The organism is Pseudomonas sp. A6 (assembly GCF_052367875.1).
GTDB classification, from domain to species: domain Bacteria; phylum Pseudomonadota; class Gammaproteobacteria; order Pseudomonadales; family Pseudomonadaceae; genus Pseudomonas; species Pseudomonas citronellolis.
Window position 1 is genome coordinate 1,039,510 of record NZ_CP198970.1, and the last position, 14,535, is coordinate 1,054,044.

A 14,535-nucleotide genomic window follows, 5' to 3' on the forward strand; every position below is an offset into this window, starting at 1 on the left:
AGCTTGCTCGCGAATGAGCCCCGCAGCGGAGTCTGTTCGCGAGCAAGCTCGCTCCTACGAGAAGCCATGTTCGCCTGCAACGTAGGCGGACTAGGCAGCCCCCGGCAGGTTGCGGAAGGCCTCCAGCACCCGTTCGCGGCTCGCCGCCAGGTCGAGCATCGGCGCCGGGTAGCCGGGCGCGCCGAACAGCCCCAGGCGCGATGGCTCGTGCAGGCTTTCGTTGTCCAGGCCGGCCAGCTCCGGCAGCCACTGGCGCAGGAAACGCCCGTGGGGATCGAAGCGGCGCGATTGCGCCAGCGGGTTGAACAGGCGGAAGTAGGGCGCGGCGTCGGTGCCGGTGGAGGCGCTCCATTGCCAGCCGCCGTTGTTCGCCGCCAGATCGCCGTCCACCAGGTGGCGCATGAACCAGCGCTCGCCTTCGCGCCAGTCGATCAGCAGGTTCTTGCTGAGGAACATGGCGGTGAGCATGCGCAGGCGGTTGTGCATCCAGCCGGTGGCCAGCAACTGGCGCATCGCCGCGTCGATGATCGGGAAACCGGTGCGGCCCTGCTGCCAGGCTTCCAGTTCCGCCGGCGAACGGCGCCAGGGCAGGGCCTCTGTTTGCGCGCGGAAGGCGCGGCCGCGGCTGACCTGCGGGAAGCCGACCAGGATGTGCTTGTAGAACTCGCGCCAGAGCAGCTCGTTGATCCAGGCTACGGGGCCCGGGCCGCCGCTCTCGAATTCGCCCCGGTTGTTCGCCAGCGCCGCGTGCAGGCACTGGCGCGGCGAGAGCACGCCGGCGGCCAGGTAGGCGGAGAGTTGGCTGGTGCCGTCGAGGTCCGGGCGGTCGCGTCGCTCGTGGTAGTGCGTCAGGCCATCCTCGGCAAAGCCGGCCAGGCGTTCGTCGGCGGCCTTTTCCCCGGCGGGCCAGAGCTCCCGCGCCAGGGCTGCGCTGGGCATGAAGCCGGGAAGTTTCCGGGGCACGGGGTCGCTGCTCACCCCCAGCGGCGCCTGCGCTGGCGGCGTCGGCAGGCGGGCGGGCAGCGCGGTGGCCAGGCGCTGGTAGCAGAGCTTGCGGAACTGGCTGAAGACCTGGAAGTAGCTGCCGCCGCGGGTGAGCAGGCTGCCGGGGGCGAACAGCAACTGGTCCAGGTGGCTGTGGAAAACCACGCCGGCTTCGGCCAGGCGCAGTTTCACCGCCTCGTCGCGGCGGCTTTCGTGGATGCCGTACTCCTCGTTCACCCGTACCGCGGCGATGCCCAGGCTGCGGCACAGCTGCAGCAGCACTTCCGGCGCCTGGCTCCAAGTGTCCGCCTCGCGCAGCAGCAGCGGGATGTTCAGCCGCGCCAGGTCGCGCTGCAACGCGTGCAGGTTGCGCAGCCAGAAGTCGACCTTGTTCGGCGAATCGTCATGGGCGCGCCACTGACCGGGGCTGAGCAGGTAGCAGGCGACGACCGGGCCGGCCTGCGCGGCGGCGGCCAGGGCAGTGTTGTCGCGCACGCGCAGGTCGCTGCGCAGCCAGAACAGCTGGCGCTTCATTCGCCACCCCCGCCGTTGAGCAGGCCCAGGGCGTGCAGGGTGGCGCGCGCTTGCAGCGGGTCCTGCGCCAGGTGCAGGCCCGGGTGGCTTTCACGTTGCAGGTCGGCCAGCTCCTGGGCATGGATGTCCACGCTGGCGCCCACCAGCAGGGTGGGGCAGATGCAGCCGGCGAGCAGGCGCGACAGTTGCGTCGGGCTCAGGCTCTGGTCGGAATAGAGGAGCAGGGCGCGTGGGTTCAGGCGCTGCTCGACCAGGGCGATCTCGGCGCAGGACAGCGGGCCGTCGAACACCTGCACCGGGCAGCCGGCGGAACTGGCCAGCCAGGCGCACAGCCAGTGGCCGGTTTCCCGCGGGTGTTCCGACTGGTTCACCAGCAGCAAGGGGCGGCCCTGGTGCTGGCGGTTGTAGTGATACAGGCGGCCGCCCAGCTTGCTGCGCAGCCAGGAGTGGTAGAGCAGGCGCTCCAGGCCGCTGCCGAACTGGCCCTGCCAGCGTAGCTGGAGGTCGCGCTGCAATGGCAGCATCAGGTGCTCGCACAGTGTCTGCGCCGGGTAGATCGACAGCGCGCCGTTGAACAGCTCGTCCAGGCGTTGCTCGTCGAGCCGGGCGATGGCGCTCAACGCCTGCTGGCGCAGGTCGTCCCAGGGCGAGTGGGTATCGGCTGCCGTCCGTGGCGGTTCGTCGAGCAGGTCGCGCACCTTGCCCACCGCCACGCCGCGCTCCAGCCAGGTGAGCACGCGGCGGATCCGCTCCAACTGCTCGGCGGAGTACAGGCGGTGGCCCTTGGCGGTGCGCTGGGGGACCACCAGCCCATAGCGGCGTTCCCAGGCGCGCAGCGTCACCGGGTTCACCCCGGTGCGCCGCGCCACTTCGCTGATCGGCAACCAGCCGGCGGCCAGCGCCTGGCGATAATCGTCGGGAAGGGTGTTGCTTCGTTCAGATGGCATTGCGTAGACCCAGGGCCTCGGGGTGGGGTTGCAGGTACGCCTGGCGGGCGATGTACGGGTGCGGGTGGCGGCGGAAGTGGTGCTTGAGCAGCGCCAGGGGCACCACCAGCGGTACCTCGCCGTGGCGGTATTGCTCGATCAGCAACTGCAGTTCGGCGCGGTCGTCCGCCGCCAGGGCGCGCTTGAGGTAGCCGGCCAGGTGCTGCAGCACGTTGCTGTGGTTGCCTCTACTGGCGCAGTGGCCCAGCGCCTGGCTGAAGGCCCGGTAGTAACGCGGGCCGAACTGTGCTGCCGGGTAGCGGCCGATGTCCGCCAGCAGGCGGCCCAGCTCGGCGTACTGGCGCGGATTGTGGGCGAGCAGCTGGTACTTGTGGCGTGAGTGGAAGTCGAGGATCGCCTTGTGTGTCAGCCCGGCGCGGCACAGGGCGAGCCAATCGAGGTGGGCGTAGACGCGGGTGACGAAGTTCTCGCGCAGGCGGGGATCGTGCAGGCGGCCTTCCTCTTCCACCGGCAGCTCGGGGCGGGCGGCGCAGAAGGCTTCGGCGAACAGGCCGCGGGCGCCGGCCATGGGCGGCTGGCCATCCTCCGCGTAGAGCTTGACGCGGTGCAGGCCGCAGGAGGGCGACTTCTGCATGAAGATGAAGCCACCCAGTTCGTCCAGCTGGCCGGCCTGTTCAGCGCCATGGCGACGCAATGCCGCACTGTGGTCCAGGGTCGCATCGCGGCTGTCCACGGCGCGTGGCTGCGTGGCGTCGCCGACCAGCCGCAGGGTGGGGCGCGGCACGCCCAGGCCGATGGCGACTTCCGGGCACAGCGGGACGAAATCGAAGTGCCGGGCGAGGTCCTCCAGGCACAGGCGCGAAGCCTTGTGCCCGCCGTTGTAACGGACGTTCGCGCCGAGCAGGCAGGCGCTGATGCCGAGCTTGGGCCGGGAAGGGGAGGTGGACATGGTCGGACCCTGTACAAGTAGGCTTCGCGTGTACAACTATTTTTCAGCATAGGCCGAACGTTGTACAGCCGCAAATTACTTGTACAGGGTGCGGCGCCCAGGCGGGTGCCGTGGGGCTCAGAGGTGTTGCAGCAGCCGGCGCGCCGCTTCCAGGCCGCTCAGCCAGGCGCCTTCGACACGGCCGGAGAGGCACCAGTCGCCGCAGGCGTAGATGCCAAGGTCGGCATCGGCCAGCGCGCCCAGCTGGTGCGCTTCTAGCGGCCGGGCATAGAGCCAGCGGTGGGCCAGGGCGAACACCGGTTCGGGCACCGCGCAGCCGATCATCTCGGCGAAGGTGCCCAGCAGGTGCTCGATGACGGTTTCCTTGGGCTTGTCGATGTTCTGCCGGCTCCAGCTGCTGCTGGCGTGCAGCACCCAGGTGTCCATGTGTTCGTCGCGGCCGGGCTTGCAGCGGTTGCTGGCCATCCAGGTCAGCGGGCCTTCCTGGACGAAGCAGCCTTGCACCGGTGTCTGCAGGGGTTCGGCGAAGCCCAGGGCCACGGCCCAGGTCGGCTCCATGGCGATGCTCGCCGCCGCCGCCGCCAGCTTGGGCGCGCCGGCCAGCAGCGCCGCGGCCTGCGGCGCCGGGGTGGCGACCAGGACGTGGCTGAACGGGCCGTGGTTGCAGCCTTCGGAGTCCTGCAGGTGCCAGTGCTGTTGGCCGCGGAAGACTTCGGTGATGCGGCAGGAGAAGGTGACCTGCAGCCCCTGCAGCAGCGCGCGGGTGATGGCGCTCATGCGCGGGGTGCCGACCCAGCGCGGCTGCTCGTCCGGCGATGGGCTGAGCATGCCGTCGCGGTACTGGTACAGGGCCGGGTCCCACTCGGCGACCCAGCCGGCGTCGCGCCAGTGCTGGATGGCGTCGAGGAAGCGGCGGTCGCGGGCGGTGAAGTACTGGGCGCCGAGGTCGAGCGCGCCAGCATCGCTGCGCTTGCTCGCCATGCGGCCGCCGCTGCCGTGGCCCTTGTCGAAGAGCTGGACTTCCTGTCCCGCGTCGAGCAGGGCGTGGGCGGCTGAGAGTCCGGCGATTCCGGTGCCAATGATGGCAATGGGGGCGCTCATGACATGCCTCGTAGGTTGTTGTGTTCAGGTTAGCGAGTCGAACAACCTTGTACAATCGGTTTTATTTGTATAGTTGTTCGGTCGCCGTTCGAACGGTCGAGCGGAATTTCGTCCACGCTTCGCGGCCATTCCTTCGGGGGCGTCGCGTATCGGTTCCGGCATTTACAGCGTAGACGTTCGCCACACTCGGACGGGAGCAGTAATGCAAGCGCCGTTCCCTCGTCCAGACTGATGGTAGGTGTGGGAGTTCAGCGCAAGGAGGTTCAGATGCACATCTTCATTACCGGCGGTACCGGCCTGATCGGCCGCCGCCTGTGCCGCCACTGGAGCGCCGCCGGTCATCGGCTGACGGTGCTGAGCCGCCGTCCGGAGCGTGTCGCCGAGCTTTGCGGCAGTGAAGTGCGGGGCGTTTCCAGCTTCGAGGCGGTGGGCGAGGAGCACATCGACGCGGTGCTCAACCTGGCCGGCGAGCCCATCGCCGAGCGGCCCTGGACGGCGCGGCGCAAGGCGCTGCTGTGGGACAGCCGGGTGCGCCTCACCGAGCGTCTGGTGGAGTGGCTGGAGGGCCGCAGCCAGCGGCCCTCGGTGCTGATCAGCGGCTCGGCGGTCGGCTGGTACGGCGACGCCGGCGAGCGCCCGCTGGACGAGAGCAGCGCGGCGGCCGGCGAGGATTTCGCCAGCGAGCTGTGCCTGGCCTGGGAACAGATCGCCATGCAGGCCGAGGGCCTGGGCATCCGCGTGGTGCGCCTGCGCACCGGGCTGGTGCTGGCGCCGGAGGGCGGCTTCCTCGCGCGCCTGTTGCCGGCCTTCCGCTTCGGCCTGGGCGGCCAGTTGGGCAACGGCCGGCAATGGATGTCCTGGGTGCACATCGAGGACATGATCGGCCTGATCGATTTTCTCTTGCAGCTAAGCGACGCCAGCGGTCCGTATAATGCGTGCGCGCCGCAGCCGGTGCGCAACCGCGACTTCACCCGGGCCCTGGGCCAGGCGCTGCACCGCCCGACCCTGCTGGGCGTGCCGGCCTTCGCCCTGCGCACCCTGCTCGGCGAGCTGTCGCTGCTGTTGCTCGGCGGCCAGCGCGTGGAGCCCCGGCGCCTGCTGGAAGCCGGCTTCGTGTTCCGCTACAACGATCTGCCGGCCGCCCTCGCCGATGTCCTCGCGCATCGTCCGGTGGCCGCCCACCGTCACTAAGGATGCTGCATGACCCTCAACGCCCTGCTGCTGGTCAACCTGGGCTCGCCGGCCTCGACGGAGGTGGCCGATGTGCGCCGTTACCTGGACCAGTTCCTCATGGACCCGTACGTCGTCGACCTGCCCTGGCCGGCGCGGCGCCTGCTGGTGTCGCTGATCCTGCGCAAGCGCCCGGAGGAGTCGGCGCACGCCTATGCCTCCATCTGGTGGGACCAGGGTTCGCCGCTGGTGGTGATCAGCCGCCGCCTGCAGCAGGTCATGCGCAAGTACTGGCCGCACGGCCCGGTGGCGCTGGCCATGCGCTACGGCCAGCCGTCCATCGAGAACGCCCTGCTGGACCTCTACGAGCAGGGTGTGCGCCAGGTGACCCTGGCGCCGCTGTACCCGCAGTTCGCCGACAGCACCACCACCACCGTCATCGAGGAGGCCCGCCGGCTGATCCGCCAGCTCGGCCTGCACGGCATGCACTTGATGGTGCTGCCGCCGTTCTACGCCGAGCCGGAATACCAGCAGGCCCTGCTGACCAGCGTGCAGCCCTACCTGGAGCAGCCCTACGACCACCTGCTGCTGAGCTTCCACGGTCTGCCCGAGCGACACATCCGCAAGCTGGTGGGCGACCGCAACCACGACCTCGACGCCGCCGACAGCCGCCACGTGCGCCCGGAGGTCCTGGCGCTGTGCTACCGCAGCCAGTGCCTGCGCACCGCGGAGCTGTTCGCCGAGAACGCCGCCCTGGAGAAGGGCCGCTGGTCGGTGTCGTTCCAGTCGCGCCTGGGCCGCGCCAAGTGGATCGGCCCCTATACCGACGCGCAGTTGGACGTCCTGGCGAAGCAGGGGGTGAAGCGTTTGCTGGTGATGTGCCCGGCTTTCGTCGCCGACTGCATCGAGACCCTGGAGGAGATCGGCCAGCGCGGCCGCGAGCAGTTCATCGCCGCCGGCGGCGAGGAGCTGGTGCTGATTCCCTGCCTGAACGACCAGCAGGCCTGGGCGCTGGCGCTGGCGCGGCTGTGCGAGCGGCTGCCGGAGCCGCTCTGACGGCCGTTTTCGTGCCGCCGGGCAAGCCGACGTAACCTGCGGGTCCAATCGCGGACGGAGTCCGCTCCTACCATACGGGCGGGCAAGGCTTCTCGTAGGAGCGAGCTTGCTCGCGAACCAGCCCCGCTGCGGAATCTGTTCGCGAGCAAGCTCGCTCCTACAGGGGAATACGGTGCCTCCAGGCTGACTGTAGGAGCAGGCCCTGCCTGCGATTCGCGCGCAGGGCGCGCTCCTACATGGGAATGGCGTGGTGGGGCAACCGTAGGAGCGGGTTCAGGGCGGCAGCCAGGCCCTACACCTTGAACTGATTCACCAACCGCCGCTGCTGCTCCGCTAGCCGCGTCAGCTCGGCGCTGGCCTGGGAGGCTTCGTCGGCGCCGCCGGCCACCTGGTTGGCGACCAGGCCGATGTTGGCGACGTTGCGGTTGATGTCCTCGGCCACCGCGCTCTGTTCCTCGGCGGCGCTGGCGATCTGGGTGTTCATGTCGTTGATCACCGACACCGCCTGGGTGATCGACTCCAGCGCCTGGGCCGCTTCGTGGGCGTGGCGCACGCTGTCGTCGGTCTTCTCCTGGCTCTGCTGCATCACCTGCACCACTTCGCGGGTGCCGTTCTGCAGCTGCTGGATCATGCTCTGGATTTCCTCGGTGGCCTGCTGCGTCTTCTGCGCCAGGTTGCGCACTTCGTCGGCCACCACGGCGAAGCCGCGGCCCTGCTCGCCGGCCCGCGCCGCCTCGATGGCGGCGTTGAGCGCCAGCAGGTTGGTCTGCTCGGCGATGCCGCGGATGGCCACCAGGATGGCGTTGATGTTCTCGCTGTCGCGGGCCAGCGACTGCACCACGCCGACCGCGCGGCCGATCTCGGTGGCCAGGGCCTGGATCGCCGTCGAGCTGCTCTCGACGATCTGCTTGCCCTGGTGCGCGGCCTGGTCGGCGTGGCTGGCCGCTTCCGCCGCGTGGGTGGCGTTGCGCGCCACGTCCTGGGCAGTGGCGGTCATCTCGTGGACGGCGGTGGCCACCAGTTCGATCTCCGCCAGTTGCTTCTGCACGCCCTGGTTGGTGCGGATGGCGATGTCCGCGGTGTGTTCGGAGGAGTCGCTGACGTGCTGCACCGAGGTCACCACCTGGCCGATCATGCCCTGCAGCTTGCCGAGGAAGGTGTTGAAGCCGCGGGCGATGGAGCCCAGTTCGTCGGCGCGCTCGCTGGACAGGCGGCGGGTGAGGTCGCCTTCGCCCTGGGCGATGTCGTCGAGCATGCCGACCAGCTGGCGCAGCGGCCGGGCGATGCCGTGGCCCACCAGCCAGATCACCAGCAGGCCGCCGGCGGCGATGAGCAGGCCGACCAGGGTCATGCCCAGGGTGTCGGAATCGCTCTGCGCCTTGAGCGCGCCCTGCAGTTGCTTGAGTTCGCCGAACACCGCCTGGCGCGGGATCTCCAGCATCAGCGTCCAGTGCGTGCCGGTGTCGCCGATGGCGAAGGGCAGGAATACGGCGATGGTGTCGCGGGCTTCGTCCTGCTGGTACAGCGGCTCGTCGCCCTGCAGCTTGCCGAGGCTGGCGGCCTGGCTCGCGTCCAGCACCTTGTCGGCCGGTTCGCCGAGCTTGCCGGCGTCCTTGGTGTAGGCCACCAGGCGGCCGTTGGCGGAGATCAGCGCCAGCTCGCCGGCGCCGTCGTAGAGGGTGGCGTCGGCGGCCTTGAGCAGGTCCTGGATGAAGTCCAGGGACAGGTCGGCGCCCACCGCGCCGCGGAACTGGCCGTCGACCAGGATGGGCGCGTTGAAGGACGACATCAGCACCATCCTGCCGCCCATTTCATAGGGCGCGGGGTCGATCACGCAGGGCTTGTGGCGTTCCTTCGGGCACAGGTAGTACTCGCCCTCGCGCACGCCGGTGGGCAGCACCTTCTGGCTTTCCAGGGTGTCGCCCATGGCTTCCACGGTGAGGCTGCCGTCGGCCTTGCGGTACCACCAGGGCATGAAGCGCCCGCTGGCGTCGTAGCCGGCGCCGGTCTGCCCGGCGTAGAGGCTGTCGGGGCCGGCGAAGGCGCCGGGCTCCCAGCCGGCGAAGGCGTCCAGCAGCTTGGGGTTCTGCTGCACGGTCTGGCGCAGCAGGTTGGACATCTCGCCGCGGCTGATGCCCAGCAGCGGTTTGCCTTCGGCATCCTTGCCATCCATCAGCATGTTGGCCTGGGCCAGGCCCTTGACCACCGTCAGCGGGTATTCCAGCTCGCGCTGGATCTGGCTGGCCTGGGCACGCGCCAGGGCTACCAGGCGTTCGTTGATGACCTTCTCCAGCAGCGCCTGGGTGCGCTCCTGTACCAGCGTCTGGGTGCGCCCGCCGGCGAACAGGGCATAGAGTACCAACGCCGCCACCACAGCCAGGACACTGGCCCCGGCCAGCGCCACCACGGAAAACTGGATCGACTTGAACTTCATGACGAAATACTCGCGTACCAGGGACAGCCTGTTCCGCTGTATCGGCAGGACTTCAGAGTTTCCTTAGGAAATGCCTGTAATGGGTTGTAACGCCCTTGTGTCGTCTCCTTTGCGGAGCGGTTGCCGGCCATCGGGGGGCGGCCTACCATTGCGCGCTGTCCAAGGGAGATTGCATTGCTTCAGGAGAGCATCATGCCCAGCCTATTCCGCTTCACCGGCCTGGCCGCCGCCCTGCTCCTGGCCGGGTGCCAGCAGGTCAACACCACCAGCGGCGGTGCCGTCGGCGTCGAGCGCAAGCAGTACATGTTCAGCATGCTGTCGAGCCAGCAGGTCGACCAGATGTACTCGCAGTCGTACCAGAAGACCCTCACTGACGCGACGTCGGCGGGCAAGCTGGACAACGACAGCAGCGACGCCAAGCGCGTCAAGGCCGTGGCCGCGCGGCTGATCCCGCAGACCGGCTCGTTCCGCCAGGACGCCCCGGGCTGGGACTGGCAGGTCAACGTGATCAAGAGCGACGAGCTCAACGCCAACTGCGGCCCCGGCGGCAAGATCATCTTCTACAGCGGCCTGATCGATCAGCTGAAGCTCAGCGACGACGAGATCGCCGCGGTGATGGGCCACGAGATCGCCCACGCCCTGCGCGAGCACGGCCGCGAGCAGATGTCCCGCGCCTACGCCGTGCAGATGGGCGAGAACCTCGGCGGCGCGCTGCTGGGCCTGGGCGAGACCAGCAAGCAGCTGGCCGACCAGGTGGTGCAGTACAGCCTGACCCTGCCCAACAGCCGGCAGAACGAGACCGAGGCCGACCTCATCGGCCTGGAGCTGGCCGCCCGCGCCGGCTACAACCCCCAGGCCGCGCTGACGCTGTGGCAGAAGATGGGCCAGGCCGGTGGCGACGCGCCGCCGGAAATCCTCAGCACCCACCCGGCGGACAGCACGCGCATGGCCAACCTGCAGGCCGCCATTCCCAAGGTGATGCCGCTGTACGAGCAGGCCAAGGGCCGCAATTGACGAGCGGGGGGATCGACGCCGTCGATCCGTTGCAGCCGGCCGCCGACGCGGCCGGTTCGACCATCACCAGGGAGCGCCAGTGAAAATCGCAGTACTCGGAGCCACCGGGCTCCTCGGCCACCATGCCGCGCGCGCCATCAAGGCCGCCGGCCACCAGTTGGTGCTGGTCCATCGCCCGTCCTCGCAGATCCAGCGCCTGGCCTACCTGGAGCCGGAGTGCCGGGTCGCCGAACTGTTCGACTACAAGGGGCTGGAGCGCGCCCTGAGCGGGCTCGACGCGGTGATCTTCAGCGCCGGCTACTACCCGCAGCGGCCGCGCCGCTGGCAGGAGGAAGTGGCCAGCGCCCTGGACCAGACCAATCATTTCTACGCGGCCTGCCTGCACAACAAGGTGCCGCGCATCCTCTACGTCGGCTCGGCCTTCGCCATGCCCCCGCACCCCCAGGGCCTGCCCGGCCACGAGGGGCTGTTCTACGAGAGCCTGCCCACCGGCAAGAGCGCCTACGTGATGTGCAAGTGGGCGCTGGACGAACAGGCCCGCGAGCAGGCCCGCGGCGGCCTGCCGGTGGTGATCGGGATTCCCGGCATGGTGCTGGGCGAGCTGGACATGGGCCCGACCACCGGGCGCCTGATCACCGCCATCGGCCGCGGCGAGATGTCCCACTACGTGCCGGGGCGGCGCAACGTGATCGATGCCGGCGAGGCGGGGCGCGGCCTGCTGATGACCCTGGAACGCGGGCGCATCGGCGAGCGCTACCTGCTCACCGGGCACAACGTGGAGATGGCCGAGCTCACCGCCACCATCGCCCACCTGCTGGGCCGCCCGGCACCGCAGCCGATGCCGCTGCACCGCGCCCGCGCCCTGGCCACCCTGGGCCGCTGGCGCTACCGCCTGACCGGCAAGCTGCCGCTGCTGGACGAAACCGCCATCGAGGTGATGGCCGGCGGGCAGTTCCTCGACGGACGCAAGGCCCGCGAGGAGCTGGGCTTCGAAAGCCACGTGCCGCTGGAAGACACCCTGCAGCGGGCCATCGACTGGTTCCGCGCCAACGGGTACCTGTAGGCGCAACAGTCTTGCCGACTGCGAAGAGCCATGTCTGCACGGGGAATGCCGTGCTTCACCGCAAACTGTAGGAGCGGGCCCTGCCCGCGATTCGCGCGCAGGGCGCGCTCCTACATTGGAATGGCGTGGATGGGGCGGTGTAGGAGCGGATCCTATCCGCGAATCGCGCCGATACGTCCGGCTATCGCGGACAAGGTCCGCTCCTACGGGGAAACTCCGTGCCTCACCGACAACTGTAGGAGTGGGCCCTGCCCGCGAATCGCGCGCAGGGCGCGCTCCTACATTGGAATGGCGTGGGTGGGGTGGCGTAGGAGCGGATCCTATCCGCGAATCGCGCCGATACGTCTGGCTATCGCGGACAAGGTCCGCTCCTACGGGGAAACTCCGTGCCTTACCGCAAACTGTAGGAGCGGGCCTTGCCCGCGATTTCGCGCGCAGGTCGCGCTCCTACAAGAGAAGGCTGCCGCCTCAGGGCAGCGCCTGCTCCGCCAGCGGGCGGTTCTGCAGGCCCATCTGGCTGCGGAAGCTTTCCATGTCGATCAGCGTGCACAGCTCCTGCAGCTTGCCCTGGCTGTTGAACAGCCACAGGGCCATGCCGGGGATGCTGACCACCTTGTCGCTGGCCGGGTAGCCGAAGGCGGGGCGGCTGATGGTGCCCACCAGGGTGCTCCAGGTGAACACCTTGTGGCCCTCGCTTATGCATTCCTCGACCACCACTTCCAGGTCGTCCATGGACGCGCGGATGCCCTCGATCAGCTGCCGGTAGCCGGCGCTGTCCAGGGGCTGGGCGGAGAAGCTGCTCTTGTAGAGGAAGTCGGGGCTGTGCAGCTGGGTGGCCAGGGCCAGGCGGCCCTTGTTCCAGCTCAGGTCGATGTGCTGGCGGGCGAGGCGTTTCAGGTCCTTGTCGGTCATGGCTGTTTCCTTCAGCGAAGGGACGACAGCTACAACTGTAGGACGAAGGCGTGGCGGCAACATTGGCCGCCACGCCGGAGCGCCTGTCAGAACAGCCCTGACAGCTTGGCCGCGTGCCAGGCCGCGGCCAGGCCCAGGACCGCGAAGGCGCAGGCGGCCAGGCGGCGGATCAGCGCCAGCGGCAGGCGTTCGGCGGCGAAGTTGCCGGCCAGCACCACCGGCACGTTGGCCAGCAGCATGCCGATGGTGGTGCCCAGCACCACCAGCCAGAAGTGCGGGTACTGCGCGGCCAGCATCACGGTGGCGACCTGGGTCTTGTCGCCCATCTCGGCGAGGAAGAAGGCGATCAGCGTGGTTAGGAAGGGACCGAATTTCTTCAGGCCGCCCTCTTCGTCGTCATCCAGCTTGTCCGGCACCAGGGTCCAGGCCGCCACGGCGAGGAAGGATGCGGCCAGCAGCCAGCTCAGGGCGGCTTCGGAGAAGAAGGTGGAGACCCATTTGCCTACGGCGCCGGCGGCGAAGTGGTTGACCAGGGTAGCGGCGATGATGCCGGCGATGATCGGCCAGGGCTTGCGGAAGCGTGCGGCGAGGACGAGGGCGAGCAGTTGCGTCTTGTCGCCGATTTCGGCGAGGGCAACCACCAGGATGGGGACGAACAGGGATTCCATCAGGCTTTCCTAAGGGGGCGGGTCGACTAATCACCAATGACACGTGCCATCCGCCCACCCCGGGTCGGATCGCTCGTGTCATAGGTCTTGTCAAACCCGGGCCCGACTGCTGCGGGCCTTGGGGCCGCACGCGCCATGGTCTGCGGACCAAGTGTGTTGACGCGTGCCGGGCGAGGGCGGGAACCGCTCGCGGGAGACTACTCCCCTAGGACGGGGCGCATTCTGCCCAAGTCGTCCGGCTTGGGCAAGCCCGGCGTTCAGTCGACGTCGCGGCCGGAGGTGACGTCCATCTCCTCGTAGCGGACGAAGCGGCTGCCGTTCTTCAGCCGGTAGCCCCACCAGATGACGAGGAACAGCGGCAGGCTGACGTAGGTGGCGACCAGCCCGGTCCAGTCGATCGTCTCGCCGACGAACGCCTGGTAGTTCTGCCCGAGGGTGATCGCCAGGCACAGGGCGAAGGCGAACAACGGGCCGAAGGGGAACCACTTGGCGCGGTAGGGCAGCTCCTCCAGCTTGCCGCCCTGCAGCAGGTAGCCCTTGCGGAAGCGGTAGTGGGAGATGGCGATGCCCAGCCAGACGATGAAGCCGCACATGCCCGAAGTGTTGAGCAGCCAGGTGTAGACGGTCTTGTCGCCGATGAAGCTGGTGAGGAAGCACAGGCCGCCGACCAGCGTGGTGGCGTAGAGCGCGTAGCGTGGCACGCCGCTCTGGGATATCTGTTGGAACAGGCGCGGCGCCTGGCCATGCAGGGCCATGGTGTAGAGCATGCGGGTGGAGGCGTACATCCCCGAGTTGCCGGCGGAGAGGATCGCCGAGAGGATCACCGCGTTCATCACCCCGGCCGCCGCGGCCAGGCCGGCGCGCTCGAAGAGCAGGGTGAAGGGCGAGGTGCTGATGTCGCTGCTGTCGGTCTTGAGCAGGTTCGGATCGGTGTAGGGGATGAGCATGCCGATGACGAAGATCGACAGGATGTAGAACATCAGGATCCGCCAGAACACCTGGCGGATGGCGATGGGGATCGACTTGTGCGGGTGCTCCGACTCGCCGGCGGCGACGCCGATCAGCTCGGTGCCCTGGAACGAGAAACCGGCGATCATCGCCACCCCGACCATGGCCTGCAGGCCGCCGACGAAGGGCGCGTCGCCGGTGGTGAAGTTGCTGAAGCCGGGGGAGTCGATGCCGTGCATGATGCCGATGATGCTGGCCAGGCCGATGCCGATGAAGATCACCACGGCCACCACCTTGATCAGCGCGAACCAGAACTCGCTCTCGCCGAAGCCCTTCACCGAGAAGAAGTTGAGGCCGAACATGATGGCCAGGAAGATCGCGCTCCAGTACAGGCCGGGCACGTCGGGGAGCCAGAAGTTCATCACCAGCTGCGCGGCCACCAGTTCCGCGGCGATGGTCACCGCCCAGTTGTACCAGTAGTTCCAGCCCATGGCGAAGCCGAAGCCTTCGTCGATGAAGCGGCTGCCGTAGGTGGAGAAGGAACCGGAGTCGGGGATGTAGGCGGCCATCTCGCCCAGGCTGGTCATCAGGAAGAACACCATCAGGCCGATCAGCGCGTAGGCCAGCAGCGCGCCGCCGGGGCCGGCGGTGGCGACGGTGCTGCCGGAGGCGACGAACAGCCCGGTGCCGATCGAGCCGCCGATGGCGATCATGTTCAGGTGCCTGGGCTTGAGCGAACGCTTCAGGTGCGCTGG

The 14,535-nt window shown here is 68.8% G+C and carries 12 protein-coding genes and 1 riboswitch; of the genes, 4 read left to right on the forward strand and 8 right to left on the reverse strand.

All coding sequences use genetic code 11. The features are described from left to right. Window positions 1–90 precede the first annotated feature (90 nt). The 4 genes from phrB to ACTWJ5_RS04780 form a co-directional block, all read right to left on the reverse strand. Window positions 91–1,518: a deoxyribodipyrimidine photo-lyase gene (gene phrB, locus ACTWJ5_RS04765; protein ID WP_444437572.1), complete on the reverse strand. Its 1,428-nt coding sequence runs from the start codon at window positions 1,516–1,518 to the stop codon at window positions 91–93. After that, window positions 1,515–2,465: a MerR family transcriptional regulator gene (locus tag ACTWJ5_RS04770; RefSeq protein ID WP_444437574.1), complete on the reverse strand. Its 951-nt coding sequence runs from the start codon at window positions 2,463–2,465 to the stop codon at window positions 1,515–1,517. Before ACTWJ5_RS04770 ends, phrB begins: the two co-directional genes overlap by 4 nt. Continuing rightward, window positions 2,455–3,414 (reverse strand): YbgA family protein, encoded by a 960-nt coding sequence (locus ACTWJ5_RS04775; RefSeq protein ID WP_444437576.1) that lies wholly within the window; start codon window positions 3,412–3,414, stop codon window positions 2,455–2,457. Before ACTWJ5_RS04775 ends, ACTWJ5_RS04770 begins: the two co-directional genes overlap by 11 nt. A 117-nt stretch (window positions 3,415–3,531) precedes the next feature. Continuing rightward, window positions 3,532–4,515 (reverse strand): NAD(P)/FAD-dependent oxidoreductase, encoded by a 984-nt coding sequence (locus tag ACTWJ5_RS04780; RefSeq protein WP_009617460.1) that lies wholly within the window; start codon window positions 4,513–4,515, stop codon window positions 3,532–3,534. A gap of 267 nt (window positions 4,516–4,782) precedes the next feature. Here ACTWJ5_RS04780 and ACTWJ5_RS04785 point away from each other — a divergent pair, with 267 nt between their 5' ends. Together ACTWJ5_RS04785 and hemH are read left to right on the forward strand one after the other, a co-directional pair. Next, complete coding sequence (locus ACTWJ5_RS04785) at window positions 4,783–5,706, forward strand: TIGR01777 family oxidoreductase (RefSeq protein ID WP_444437578.1); 924 nt, start codon at window positions 4,783–4,785, stop codon at window positions 5,704–5,706. Between the two features lie 9 nt (window positions 5,707–5,715). Continuing rightward, window positions 5,716–6,741 (forward strand): ferrochelatase, encoded by a 1,026-nt coding sequence (gene hemH / locus ACTWJ5_RS04790; protein WP_444437579.1) that lies wholly within the window; start codon window positions 5,716–5,718, stop codon window positions 6,739–6,741. A gap of 292 nt (window positions 6,742–7,033) precedes the next feature. Here the strand turns inward: hemH and ACTWJ5_RS04795 are convergent, their stop codons facing one another. Beyond that, window positions 7,034–9,175 (reverse strand): methyl-accepting chemotaxis protein, encoded by a 2,142-nt coding sequence (locus ACTWJ5_RS04795; protein WP_074977384.1) that lies wholly within the window; start codon window positions 9,173–9,175, stop codon window positions 7,034–7,036. Window positions 9,176–9,367: 192 nt separating this feature from the next. Here ACTWJ5_RS04795 and ACTWJ5_RS04800 point away from each other — a divergent pair, with 192 nt between their 5' ends. Next, on the forward strand, window positions 9,368–10,189 hold the full coding sequence (locus ACTWJ5_RS04800; protein WP_249917845.1) for a M48 family metallopeptidase: 822 nt from the start codon (window positions 9,368–9,370) through the stop codon (window positions 10,187–10,189). Between the two features lie 79 nt (window positions 10,190–10,268). Further along, entirely contained in the window at window positions 10,269–11,252 is a 984-nt protein-coding gene (locus ACTWJ5_RS04805) for an NAD-dependent epimerase/dehydratase family protein (protein ID WP_074977386.1), read from the forward strand. 468 nt (window positions 11,253–11,720) lie between these two features. On the opposite strand, the gene ACTWJ5_RS04810 is transcribed toward ACTWJ5_RS04805, so the two are convergent. The 3 genes from ACTWJ5_RS04810 to ACTWJ5_RS04820 all read right to left on the reverse strand — a co-directional run bounded on the left by ACTWJ5_RS04810 (window position 11,721) and on the right by ACTWJ5_RS04820 (window position 14,493). Next, entirely contained in the window at window positions 11,721–12,164 is a 444-nt protein-coding gene (locus ACTWJ5_RS04810; RefSeq protein ID WP_009617468.1) for a ketosteroid isomerase-related protein, read from the reverse strand. An 86-nt stretch (window positions 12,165–12,250) separates the two neighbouring features. Further along, window positions 12,251–12,832 carry a TMEM165/GDT1 family protein gene (locus ACTWJ5_RS04815; RefSeq protein ID WP_116422710.1) on the reverse strand — a complete coding sequence of 194 codons (582 nt, stop codon included), beginning with the start codon at window positions 12,830–12,832 and terminating at the stop codon, window positions 12,251–12,253. Between the two features lie 67 nt (window positions 12,833–12,899). Then, window positions 12,900–13,050: riboswitch (yybP-ykoY riboswitch) on the reverse strand. A 39-nt stretch (window positions 13,051–13,089) separates the two neighbouring features. Further along, complete coding sequence (locus ACTWJ5_RS04820; protein WP_444439528.1) at window positions 13,090–14,493, reverse strand: amino acid permease; 1,404 nt, start codon at window positions 14,491–14,493, stop codon at window positions 13,090–13,092. Between the last annotated feature and the right edge of the window lie 42 nt (window positions 14,494–14,535).